The organism is Sphingobacterium sp. HMA12, from assembly GCF_002933815.1.
Taxonomy (GTDB): Bacteria; Bacteroidota; Bacteroidia; order Sphingobacteriales; family Sphingobacteriaceae; genus Sphingobacterium.
Map to the genome: position 1 here is coordinate 338,832 of NZ_BEYR01000003.1, position 12,454 is coordinate 351,285.

General features: G+C 40.7%; 12 protein-coding genes. 3 read left to right on the forward strand and 9 right to left on the reverse strand.

What is annotated here, in order from left to right; all coding sequences use genetic code 11:
• Positions 1-159 precede the first annotated feature (159 nt).
• From HMAT_RS18255 to HMAT_RS18275, 5 genes are all read right to left on the reverse strand, one after another.
• Positions 160-1,473, reverse strand: coding sequence for a mechanosensitive ion channel family protein (locus HMAT_RS18255; RefSeq protein ID WP_199768704.1), 1,314 nt, complete (start codon positions 1,471-1,473; stop codon positions 160-162).
• 38 nt (positions 1,474-1,511) lie between these two features.
• Positions 1,512-2,882: a nucleoside permease gene (locus HMAT_RS18260; RefSeq protein ID WP_104384288.1), complete on the reverse strand. Its 1,371-nt coding sequence runs from the start codon at positions 2,880-2,882 to the stop codon at positions 1,512-1,514.
• Positions 2,883-2,927: 45 nt separating this feature from the next.
• Entirely contained in the window at positions 2,928-3,554 is a 627-nt protein-coding gene (locus tag HMAT_RS18265; RefSeq protein ID WP_104384289.1) for a bifunctional nuclease family protein, read from the reverse strand.
• Positions 3,555-3,754: 200 nt separating this feature from the next.
• Positions 3,755-4,729, reverse strand: coding sequence for an electron transfer flavoprotein subunit alpha/FixB family protein (locus tag HMAT_RS18270; protein ID WP_104384290.1), 975 nt, complete (start codon positions 4,727-4,729; stop codon positions 3,755-3,757).
• Between the two features lie 21 nt (positions 4,730-4,750).
• A complete protein-coding gene (locus tag HMAT_RS18275) occupies positions 4,751-5,488 on the reverse strand; it encodes an electron transfer flavoprotein subunit beta/FixA family protein (RefSeq protein ID WP_104384291.1) in 738 nt (245 codons plus the stop codon).
• Between the two features lie 472 nt (positions 5,489-5,960).
• Here HMAT_RS18275 and HMAT_RS18280 point away from each other — a divergent pair, with 472 nt between their 5' ends.
• A complete protein-coding gene (locus tag HMAT_RS18280) occupies positions 5,961-6,293 on the forward strand; it encodes a lipopolysaccharide assembly protein LapB (RefSeq protein WP_104384292.1) in 333 nt (110 codons plus the stop codon).
• An 84-nt stretch (positions 6,294-6,377) separates the two neighbouring features.
• A complete protein-coding gene (locus HMAT_RS18285; RefSeq protein WP_104384293.1) occupies positions 6,378-6,797 on the forward strand; it encodes a copper resistance protein NlpE in 420 nt (139 codons plus the stop codon).
• A 90-nt stretch (positions 6,798-6,887) separates the two neighbouring features.
• On the opposite strand, the gene HMAT_RS18290 is transcribed toward HMAT_RS18285, so the two are convergent.
• The 4 genes from HMAT_RS18290 to rsmI all read right to left on the reverse strand — a co-directional run bounded on the left by HMAT_RS18290 (position 6,888) and on the right by rsmI (position 11,230).
• Positions 6,888-8,024, reverse strand: coding sequence for a cysteine desulfurase family protein (locus HMAT_RS18290; protein ID WP_104384294.1), 1,137 nt, complete (start codon positions 8,022-8,024; stop codon positions 6,888-6,890).
• A gap of 174 nt (positions 8,025-8,198) precedes the next feature.
• Positions 8,199-9,821 carry an apolipoprotein N-acyltransferase gene (gene lnt, locus HMAT_RS18295; protein ID WP_104384469.1) on the reverse strand — a complete coding sequence of 541 codons (1,623 nt, stop codon included), beginning with the start codon at positions 9,819-9,821 and terminating at the stop codon, positions 8,199-8,201.
• Between the two features lie 14 nt (positions 9,822-9,835).
• Positions 9,836-10,528, reverse strand: coding sequence for a PH domain-containing protein (locus tag HMAT_RS18300; RefSeq protein WP_104384295.1), 693 nt, complete (start codon positions 10,526-10,528; stop codon positions 9,836-9,838).
• Positions 10,529-10,564: 36 nt separating this feature from the next.
• Positions 10,565-11,230 (reverse strand): 16S rRNA (cytidine(1402)-2'-O)-methyltransferase, encoded by a 666-nt coding sequence (rsmI, locus tag HMAT_RS18305; protein WP_104384296.1) that lies wholly within the window; start codon positions 11,228-11,230, stop codon positions 10,565-10,567.
• 91 nt (positions 11,231-11,321) lie between these two features.
• Between rsmI and HMAT_RS18310 the strand changes: the two genes are divergently transcribed.
• On the forward strand, positions 11,322-12,395 hold the full coding sequence (locus HMAT_RS18310) for a class I fructose-bisphosphate aldolase (RefSeq protein ID WP_104384297.1): 1,074 nt from the start codon (positions 11,322-11,324) through the stop codon (positions 12,393-12,395).
• The last annotated feature ends 59 nt before the right edge of the window (positions 12,396-12,454 follow it).

The following is a 12,454-nucleotide window of genomic DNA, read 5'->3' on the forward strand; positions in this document are numbered from 1 at the left end:
CTATATTTGTGTAGAGTAATTTTTGATTCATAAAGAGTTAGGGTTAATGTGTAGATCTGTTGTGAAACACGTCTGAAAATTTAGTTTGTTTTTAAAGTGAAAAGGTAATCTCCCCGGATTACCTTTCACTGTTTTTATGGATATCAATTTCTTTAATCGCTAATTCAATACACTGATCTGTTGTGTCCTAACAAATTGCCTGAAATCATCCGAAGCCGGGTTTTCGAAGATCTCAAGATCGAAATATTTTGTGGCGGCAAAGAGGTGATCAAAAACATCGGAGACAATACCTTCATAATTTTCCCATCGTATGTCATTGACAAAGAAATACAGTTCGATAGGCACACCATGTTCTGTTGATGCCAATTGACGCACCATTAAGGGCATAGTTTTGTGAATCTGGGGATTTTGGCGCAGGTAGGTAAGCGCATAAGCTCTAAACATGCCCAGATTGGTCATTTTCCTGCCGTTGATTGGATTGGAAGGATCAATTTGATGGATATGGTTAAATTCATCTATTGTCTTCGCGCGATCTTCTATATAGGCGCGGAGGATCTGTATGCGTTTTAATCTTTCGATTTCTTCGTTGTCCAAAAATCGGATCGTGGATATTTTAATATTTATCGCCCTTTTCAGACGCCTTCCGCCAGATTGCTGCATACCCCGATAATTCTTAAAGGAATCCGATAACAGGGTATGGGTCGGTATTGTCGTGATAGTCTTGTCAAAGTTCTGCACTTTGACATTATTGAGATTGATTTCCTTTACCGTCCCGTCTGCGCCGTATTTTGGCATTTCAATCCAGTCTCCTACACGTATTGAATCATTGGCCGACACCTGTATGCTCGCAACAAAACCTAGGATCGTATCTTTGAATACCAACATTAGTATTGCTGATGCGGCGCCTAATGACAATAAAAATGACCAGGGTGAGCTTCCCGTCAAGATCGAGAAACAGATGGTGCCACCAATAAAATACATGATAATCTGGCAGACCTGTAAGTAGCTCTCCAAAGGTTTATCGGCAAAGGATTTTTTGGTACGTAGGATATCCCGGATACTTTTTAATAGGGAATGGATGATCAACAAGCTGACGACAGTGGTTGCAATGGACAATAACTTGTTGATGTTTTCTTTCCAGTTCGGAAAACCCATAAAAATAATGGGAATGATATATTGCGCAACGAATATGGGGACGAAATGGGCAATCAGTTTTAAGGTCTTATTCCGAATTAATAAATCATCAAATCGGTTGGCGCTTCTCCGGATCGCTTTAATGGTGAGTAATAGAAGCGTTTTTTTGCTGAAGTAATCGACAATGAACAAAAATAAGACAACCAGCAATAATAAGACAATGGAGTTAATAAAATGATTGGTCTGGTTATCTAAACCTAGCTTGTTAATCCATTGAAAAGTCCAGTTGTAAATTTGGGATTGAGAATCCGTTAACAATTCCAGTGATGTATTTTGCATCCTGCAAATATACAAAAAGCCGCATTTGCGGCTTTTTGTTATTTTGAATTTAGCGGCTCGCGCTCATGTTTATGTCTAAAAAATACGGCAAAAAGTACAGCGATAACCAGCGTGTAGATAGCAAAGGCTAGCCAGATGTCATGCCAGTCCTTGAGCATAATATTATTGTTCAGGGTTCCATCAGGCAATAGCGAGATACTTTTCTCTTTTAAGAAATTCAGGAAATGCATATCATTGATATTCGTATCCAGGTAGTTGGCTAGATCTTGCCCGTTCTGAAAGCTTTTGGTGAAATAATGGTCGATAATCCATCCGGATGCAAAGCTGCCGAATACTGCGCCAAAACCATTGGTCATCATCATAAACAAGCCTTGAGCAGAACTCCGTATGCTTGATGTCGTGGATGTCTCAACAAATAAAGAGCCTGAGATATTGAAAAAGTCAAATGCCATTCCATAAACGATACAAGAAAGTACAATCATCCATAGGCCGCCGGCGGGGTCTCCAAATGAGAATAGTCCAAAACGTAAAACCCAGGCAAACATAGAGATCAGCATAACTTTTTTTATCCCGAATCTCTTTAGGAAAAACGGGATAGCGAGAATAAAAAGTGTTTCTGATATCTGTGAAATCGACATGATAATTGTCGAGTATTTTACAACGAAAGATTCGGCAAACTTAGGATAGAATTTAAACTCGTCCAGAAATACATCTCCATACGCATTGGTCAATTGTAGTGCTGCACCTAAGAACATGGAAAATATAAAGAACAGCGCCATTTTATAGTTTCCAAATAATTTAAAGGCTTCTAAGCCTAATAGTTGTGTCCAAGAAGCATTTTCCTGCTGTAATTTTTTCGGGGGGCATTTCGGTAAGGTAAAAGCATAGAGACTCAAGGCTAAGGCCGCTGTTCCTGCAATATAAAATTGGTATGCTGTCGCTTTATTGCCCGTCAGATTGGTGATCCACATCGCTACGATAAATCCAACTGTTCCGAAGACACGGATAGGGGGGAATGCTTTGACCAGATCATAGTTGTTTTCATTCAATGCGGTATAGGCAATCGAGTTGGATAGAGCCAATGTCGGCATATAGAAACACATTGCTGCGAGCATCGCATAAAAAAACGTGTTGGGATCATTGACTTGTGGTAAATAGAAAAGAACAGCAGCATAACATAAATGAAGAAAAAAATATAGTCTTTCAGCATTTATCCAGCGGTCAGCAATGATTCCCATCAATGTTGGCATAAATAGCGAAGCTATCCCCATTGTCGCGAAGATGGCACCGAATTGTGTACCATCCCATTGCTTTGTGCCAAACCAATAGTTAGCTATTGTAATCAACCATGCTCCCCAGACAAAAAACTGAAAGAAGCTCATAATGGTCAATCTTAATTTAATAGACATAAAACGATATTATTTAGAGTTTTTGTTTCGCTTTAATGAGAGGAGTTATTTTCTTTTGGAAATTTCATCCCTAATCAACGCGGCTTGTTCGTAGTTCTCTTCCGTTAATGCCTGGTTGAGCGCCTGCTCCAATTGCTCGTCTGTCAACGAAGAAAAAGGGTTGTTAGCGGATTTGGATGGAGTCTTCTCTTCGACTTCAACCATACTCGGATCTTGCACCTTGTTGGCTTTGTCCAAATTTTCCAAAAATGCGAATTCATGTCCCTCAATAATAATTCCTGCAGATGACATAATAAATTCATAGGCATAAATTGGTGCTTCAAACCGAACGGCCAAGGCAACGGCATCAGAAGTACGCGCATCAATTTCGACCATTTTATTGCCGTCAGAACAAATAATCTTTGCATAAAAAATGCCTTCAATCAGATTGTAGATGAGTACTTCAACGAGTTTAATGCCAAAAGATTCTGCAAAAGACTGAAATAGGTCGTGCGTAAGGGGACGGCTTGGAATCATTTTTTCTATCCGAATAGCGATGGCTTGAGCTTCATGGCTACCAATAATGATGGGCAGTCTTCTGTTGCCCTCCACTTCTCCCAATACAAGGGCGTAAGCCCCAGATTGCGTTTGACTATAGGATAAACCAACGATATCTAATCTGATTTTCTTCATTTTAATTCCAAAGCGGTCTACAAACTTAGATAAATTTGCTTTTATATGCAATTATAATTACGTTCCGTGTGAAACAAATTTATCGATCTCCCTCGGTTACGCCGACCTTTTTAATCGAGGAAATTGCAATGAGTTAAAGCGTAAATAAAAACTCCCCAGTCATGTTTTGAATGAATGGGGAGGAAATATGCGGTAAAATCTTAATGACCTTTGTATGCCTTTAAAGCTTGTGTCAATTTGGGTACAATTTCAAAGGCATCACCAACAATACCATAATCGGCCACTTTAAAAAATGGTGCTTCAGGATCCTTGTTGATCACGACAATTGTTTTTGAAGAACTAACACCGGCTAAATGTTGGATCGCGCCGGAGATACCGATAGCAATATAGAGGTTGGGACTTACAACGATACCCGTTTGGCCGACGTGTTCGGAATGTGGGCGCCATCCTGCATCAGACACAGGCTTCGAACACGCTGTGGCTGCGCCAAGGACATCTGCAAGTTCTTCGATCATCCCCCAGTTTTCCGGGCCTTTTAGCCCACGGCCAGCAGAGACAACGATTTCTGCCTCCGGCAGGGAAATTTTATCTGTCGCGCGTACAATTTCTTTAACAATTGTCGAGAAGTCCGTGGAAGCAATATTGGCTGTAAAAGGTTCAACAACGGCAGTACCTCCAGTTTCCTTGGTTTCATAGGCATTGGGGCTAAGGGAAATGACCTTGGTTGCTGCGGTCAATTCTACTGTGGCAAATGCTTTATTTGAAAATGCGCTCTTTTTAACGGATAACTTTTCACCTTCGATGGTCGGCAGAGCCAAAGCGCCGTCAGCTAATGCCGCGTGAAGCTTTGCAGCAATACGGGGAGCAAGTCCTTTGCCAGAAAAAGAGTTGGAAAGTACAAGTACATTAGCACTTATATTCTTTGCGGCTTCCGCGATAATGCTTGCATAAGCCTGGTTGACAAAAGAGGAAAGCTGCTCATTATTGACCGTAAGCACTTTTGAAGCACCGTAATTGCCCAGTGCAGCTAGTTCATCCTGCGCAACATTGCCAATCGAGATGGCAACAAGGTCGGTGCTGGTATTATCGGCGATGGCTTTCGCATAAGAAACTACTTCAAAAGCAGACTTTTTGAATTTTCCATCGGTATTTTCTACATATACAAGTATTGACATAGTTTTTTCGGAATTTAATGTTTAAATAACTTTGGCTTCATCATGCAACAGCGAAACGAGTTTGTCAACCTCCGCTGAATCAACAAGTTTTACTGTTCCGCGCGGCGCAGGAGTTTCATAGTGAACGATGTGAGCAAGTGTATCAACATCGGTTGCTTCCAGTACCTCCAAAGGTTTGGTCCGTGCGCTCATAATACCACGCATGTTAGGTATCTTAGGCTCCGCGACGCCTTCCGCTGTGCCAATAACAATGGGAAGTTTGGCGGTTAGCACTTCTTTACCACCTTCTATTTCACGTTCAATACTAACAGTATCAGCAGCGATATCAATCTTCTTGGCAATTGATACCGATGGTATATTCAGTAATTCTGCAACGATTGAACCGACCTGCGCACCATTATAATCGATGGATTCCCGTCCAGTTAAAATAAGGTCAAAAGCATTGTCTCTGGCGTAATTTGCGATTTGATTGGCAACAAACCAAGCATCTCTCGGAACAGCATTAATACGTACTGCATTGTCAGCGCCTATAGCCAATGCTTTGCGAATGGTCGCATCGGTTGATGCATCTCCAACATTGATGACAGTCACTGTTCCTTTTCCTCCTTCAGCTAATTCAACTGCCTTTGATAGGGCAATCTCGTCATAAGGGTTTATAATAAACTGCACCCCAGCTGTATTAAAGGCAGTGTTGTCATTTGTAAAAGTGATCTTCGATGTAGTGTCAGGGACATTACTTATACAAACTAATATTTTCATATATGATTGGTTTTACCCAAACTTACCATATTTTCTCCCAAATAAAAAGCCCTCAACCGCTTAAAATTTTGATTTACGATAGGTTTTTGTTATTGTGTTATTTTGAATTTTTAGCGATTTTTTGCTTATTATTTTGATTTATTTTCAATTTAATACTTATTTTATGGTGTTTTTGATAAATTTAATTCAACTATACATGTATTTTTTTAATAAAAACAATCCGTCAGTATAGTGTCATTTTATATGCTGGCATAGTATTTTTAATGAAATATTTATGTTGTAGAATTACGGTTGTATTGGTGAGAACAGGCAAGCAGAAAGAAAGCTAAAGTGTTAGCTAACACTTATTCTGTGTGAAAAATGCCGGGAAAACGGGCCGATCGGTCGGATAATTTACATTTGGGAACGCAGGCGCAATAAAATAATTGTTTACAGATGAACCCAATTTTAATTATTTTTGAAATAAAAAGATATGTCAACACGATTGGATCAACTCAACGAATTTTTGAAAGAGAGCCCAGAAGATCCTTTTTTAAAATATGCCATTGCTGCGGAGCACCTGAAACAAAATAATGAGCAGGAGGCTTTGGACAGATTTGAGCAGCTGATTAATAGCCATCCGGACTATGTCGGAACGTATTACCATTTGGGAAAATTATACGAAAAACTGGACAAACAAGATCTTGCTATTGCAACATATAAAAAGGGAATTGACGTTGCACGTAGAAGTCGCAATTTCCATGCATTGGGCGAGTTACAGGGTGCTTTATCATTTTTGGTCGAAGATGAAGATGATGATTTTTAGTTCTTTCTAAATTTTTGGTATCTAATTTGTTATGAATTTCAAGGGTGTAACTATTAGATGCTGATTTTTTGAATTTGGAACGAGATGAAAAGGTTTATTTGGACAGTGGGAGTGTTGGTAATGATTGGATTAGGGGGATGTGATAATCCCAAACAGAGTGTAGCTGCCTATAAAGATAATTTGCAGGAATTAAAAGGAAGAGACAAAGCTGAAATTGTGATTGGAGAATATAAAGGAGTGATGCCCTGCGCGGATTGCGACGGTATAGAAACGCTCATTTCTTTACACAAAGACAATACCTATAAATACTCGTCCAAATATCTTAACAAAAGTGATGATGTTTTTGTGCGCGAAGGGAAGTGGAAATTGGATGGAAATGTAATCACGTTGGACGGTGTCGATTATAAATTTAAATTGGGCAATCATATCTTAAGTCAATTGGATTTATCGGGTAATGATATTACGGGGGATATCTCCAAATACTATGTACTGACCAAGAATTGAAATTTGCCGCGGGATATAACGTTTATATAAAAGCAAAAAAATCCGAAGAGAATTCTCTTCGGATTTTTTTGCTTTTATATTCCAATAGTTCTATTTACTTTTTGAACAAAGCTCTTTTAGCGTTGACACAACAAAATCCACTTCTTCTTTTGTATTGTTCTTGCAGAAAGAGAACCTGACTGAAGGACGGTCAGCATTTGTTTTGATCGCCCCGAGGACATGTGAACCAATATCTGTTCCCGAGCTACAGGCGCTTCCACCGGAACAGGATATGCCGGCTATATCCAAATTAAATAATAGCATATCAGCAAGATCACTGCAGGGGAAAGAGACATTCAGTACAGTGTATAAAGATTTTTCCGGTTCGACGACACCGTTGAATTCAATAGCTGGGATAGCTTTTTGTAATTCCTCAATCATGTATGACTTAAGGGCTTGAATAGAAGCTTGGTGTTCATCCATATGCTCATAGGCGAGTTCCAACGCTTTCGCGAGACCTGCGATCCCATAAACATTTTCAGTGCCGCCACGCATATTCCGTTCTTGGGCACCTCCATAAATCAACGGTTTGATTTTGTTGTTAGCGTTGATATAGAGGAAACCTACACCTTTTGGTCCGTGAAACTTATGGGCCGCTCCCGTAATAAAATCAATTTTAAGCTGACCCAGATCATGCGGATAATGCCCCATGGTCTGTACCGTGTCGGAATGAAATACAGCATTATATCGCTGACATAATTCCGATATACGTTGGATATCATTGAGGTTGCCAATTTCATTATTGGCGTGCATAATAGAAACAAAAGTACGGGGATTGCTACTTAAGAGCTCTTCCAGTTGATCAAGGTCTAAATTACCTTTACTGTCTACGTTGAGTAAATCAAGGTGAACTTTTCCGGCCTTCTCAAGCTCCTCCAGCGTATGCAGGACAGCGTGGTGTTCTATTGGTGACGTGATCGCATGCGTGATGCCAAAGTCCGTGATCGAACGTACGATGGCCATATTGTCGGCTTCGGTGCCCCCCGAAGTAAAGAAAATTTCTGCCGGAGATACATGGAGTAGATTGGCGATCGTTTTCCGTGCTTTTTCTACGATTGTTTTTACTTGTCTTCCGTGACTGTGGATAGAAGATGGATTTCCAAAATTGTTATCCATGACATCTACCATTACTTTAATAACTTCAGGATCTAGGGCTGTAGTCGCAGCATTGTCAAAATATACTTGCATGGTGCAAAATTACAAATCTCAAAAGTAAATCAAATGCATTAAATGACTTATTTTAATCAGAATTTGGTCGTTTTTTTAGGCCGTGCTGAAATCGTTGCGACAAATTCCGTCTGAACCGAGGGAGAGTCGATCTTTCCCCGTTTTGGAAGAAATATTTTTTTGAACCCACATAGATTATGGTAAAGGTGCATGTTGCCGTCGTATAATTATAATAAGGAATCCACCCAGAGCGATTGCTAAGCCCAGGTACGCAGCGATATCGCCAGTTTGGGTATATGTTGTAATTTCCTCATTTAAATTGATTTCCTGATTCAATGCTGCGGGTATCCACCATTTTGTCTGCTGTACAATATCGCCGCGTTGATTGATAAAACCGGATATCCCAGTATTCGCCGATCGGGCAACCCAGCGTCGATTTTCAATAGCTCTTAGTTTAGCATATTGCAGATGCTGGTCTTTCCCAGAAGTATTGCCCCACCAACCATCGTTGGTAATGATTGCGATAAACTGAGCTCCTTTTTTGACATATTTTGCCACATAATCACCCCAAATGGATTCATAGCAAATGACTGGAGCAGCACCGATACCACTTTGTGCATAGAAAACCGAAGGCTCAGCCTGTTTTCCGTAACCGCCTGTCGTACCGCCAAATGCTTTAAATAATGGTTTTAAAAAATTCATCGCCGCGCCAAAGGGCATCTGCTCCACGCCGGGGACCAATTTGGATTTATGGTAAAATTGCAGTTTGGAGGAGTAATCGATCAATGTTGCCGCGTTAAAGTTGTCCTGGTAAATATTCGGGGCAATTTCACGTGCGGTCGGTGTCTTCGCATAATTATATAATTGATAACTCTCTATACCCGATAAGACATTGCCGTTTTTGTACTGATCTAAAAATTGCAGAATCCGTTGATAGGAATAAGTCTCACGAAGATTTTCTTCATCAAAATCACCATTTTGTGAAAGGGCGGTTTCAGGCCAGATAAAAAACTCCGTGTTTGGTTTCGCCACAGAATTAGAAAGAGAAAACAAGGTGTTCAATTGCTCTTCAGGGCTGATCCGAAACTTGATGTAAGGATTCACGTTCGGTTGTACGACGACGACCTGGGCTGGATTTTGGTGCTCCTCATAGTTGAAATAACGAACCAAAGAATAGGCAGTGGGAACCAGTGTGACCAAAACTAGGCAAAAGATAGGGACAAGTCTGTTTTTGAGCTGGTAGATCTCTTTCCGATTGAGGTAAAGTATGAAAACCAAGATATTGACCAGCCAGATCCATATAGATCCGCCGTACACACCGGTTATTTCATACCATTGGATCAATTGATGAAAGTTGGCAAAACCGTTTCCCAAAGTCATCCATGGAAATGCCAGATCCCAGGAGGCGTGTAAAAATTCATAGCTGATCCAAAACCCCATTAATCCAAAAAGGGATAATAGCAGTGAAGTTTTACGCCTTAATTGATAATATAAGGTAAACGCAATAGCCATTAAAGCCGCGCCAAGGCAGAAAGGGATCAAACTGATCAGAATTGCCGCAAAAGGAGGCATAACTGCCGAGATGGAATTGTATACCCAATAAATGGATGCGGTATTCCAGACAACCGCCGTTAGTCCCGCGGTTAGAAAAATCTTCTTCGCTTTCTTTTTAATTGTTTGGCTGCGGATAATGTTTTCCAGTGCAATCAATAAAGGTAGAAATCCAATAAAGAGCAACAAACTGGAATAGGGGATAGGAGGCCACCCCAACCACAATAAAAAGGCACTTAAAAGTGCCAATAAATAGTTATTCTTCACAATGCCCACCTATTTTATAAACTGGATAAAACTTCTCTTTTCTTTTGCTCGTATTCGTCCTGAGTGATCAATTGCTTGTCGAAGAGTGTTTTTAGTTTTTTCAGTTTTAAAGTAATTTCGTCATCTTCCTCTTCTACTATTGGAGCAACCGGGATTGGAGCGGGAGCTGCCGGTGGTGTAACCGGAGCAGATGCCACAGGTTGAACTACTGGGAATGGTGGAGTAATGGCCGGTGCCGCTGCCGGTTTCTCAACAACGATCTCCCGGGGGTTGCTGGGAGCAATGACAATCTTTTCTTTTTCAGCGGCCAACTCAGTCTTTTTATAGTTTTCAAGAGCAGCCTTGATATATTGGTAAAGTTTCCTTGCCTGAACTTTTGGAATGTAGTCAATACTTAAATTCTCTCCTGTAAAAGGAATGACAGTGACTTTCGATCCAAAGATTTCCTCTTTGAAGGCAATATCCTTAATATCCTGCCAGCCGAAAATTTCAAAATCTGTCGCCAGCCCCAATTTGGTAAATTCGCACATAAAAATACGCTTATTACTAATGGTGATACTGTCCGGTAAAATTGTCACCGCAGGTTTTTTCTGTACGGCGATATAATCTATTTTTTCTCCTGGAGTAAGCATGTCCTGGACCTTGGTAACCAACTTTTCGATGATTTTTATATCCTGTCCGTCCTGTGCAAATAGTTCCATGTTCATGTCAAATACGTTTTAGTAATCAAAGATTGTCAAAATTTATTCCAATCCACCTACACAAAATACAAATTCTCCTTTAATTGGATTGTTTTCAAAGTGTAATTTTAAATCAGTTAATGTTCCGCGGACATTTTCCTCGTACAGCTTACTTAATTCCCTGGAGATGGAGGCTTGTCTTTCCGCTCCGAAAACAGTAATAAACTCTTCTATTGTCTTGAGGATACGGTGTGGTGATTCATAGAAAATCATTGTTCTTTTTTCTTCCGCCAATGCCTTTAATCGCGTTTGGCGTCCCTTTTTCACAGGAAGGAAACCTTCAAAGCAGAAACGGTCATTAGGCAGGCCTGAGTTGACCAGTGCCGGAACAAAAGCGGTGGCACCGGGTAGACATTGTACTTCTAGTCCCTCTTTGATAGCTGCCCTGACCAATAAAAAACCGGGATCGGAGATCGCTGGTGTTCCAGCATCTGAAATGAGGGCGATGTTTTGTCCTTCTTTCAGAAATTTGATGATTTCAGAAACCGCTTTATGTTCGTTATGCTGATGGTGCGCAAACACCTTTTTATCTATCCCAAAATGCTTTAAAAGGGGAGCACTGGTTCTTGTATCCTCTGCTAAGATGATGTCTACTTCTTTCAGAATATTGACTGCACGAAAGGTCATGTCCTCGAGATTGCCAATAGGTGTTGGAACTAAATATAACATGGTCAAAGTTAAGTTTTTTTTACTATATAATATGCGCTAAAACATTCTGTCTATTTTAGAGTTATTTTCTATATAAATGCAATAATAAATTATGCAATACATAGAAAAAATACAAGCACATCTAGGTGCAGAATCAGATTATCTATTAGCGTTTGACAAACCAGCAGTTTCCAAAACGATGCTCCATCTTCCCGAATCTACTTTTATTGATCAGGTATATGGTAGCAGTGACCGCACACCACAGGTATTACGCAGTTTAGGTCAGCTTTTTGGAACTGGTCGGTTAGCCAATACCGGGTATCTGTCCATATTGCCGGTAGATCAGGGGATAGAACACAGTGCCGGAGCCTCTTTTGCCCCTAATCCCCACTATTTTGATCCGGAGAATATCGTGAAATTGGCGTTGGAAGGGAATTGTAATGCTGTAGCCTCGACTTTTGGTGTTTTAGGGGCGGTGTCACGGAAATATGCGCACAAGATTCCTTTTCTGGTCAAAATCAATCACAACGAATTGTTGACCTATCCCAACCGTGCTGACCAAATCCTGTACGGAACGATACGCGAAGCCTGGAACATGGGAGCGGTAGCAGTTGGTGCGACCATTTATTTCGGTTCGGAAGAGTCCGATCGCCAGATTATCGAGGTAGCAAAAGCATTTGAAGAAGCACATTCACTTGGTATGGCTACTGTATTATGGTGCTATTTGCGAAATTCAGCATTTAAAACAGGAGACAAGGACTATCATCTGGCAGCGGATTTGACCGGTCAAGCCAACCATCTTGGCGTAACGATCAAAGCAGATATCATTAAACAAAAACTTCCGGAATTGAACGGTGGCTTTAAGGCGTTGAATATGGGGAAGAGTAGCTACGGTAAATTAGATGAACGGATGTATACGCAGTTATCATCGGATCATCCGATTGATCTTTGTCGCTACCAGGTGCTCAACTGTTTTGCCGGTAGAGCCGGGCTTATTAATTCCGGCGGGGCATCGGGACAAAATGATATACAGGAAGCTGTAAAAACCGCTGTAATCAATAAAAGAGCCGGTGGGACAGGTTTGATATCCGGCCGGAAGGCTTTCCAGAAGCCAATGCAGGAAGGCGTGGAATTGCTCCATGCGATCCAGGATGTCTATTTATGTAAAGAAGTTACGATAGTATAAGATGTGTAGTGGATAATCACTGTAATTATTGCCAAAAAGCGGCAATTTTCACTATCTTT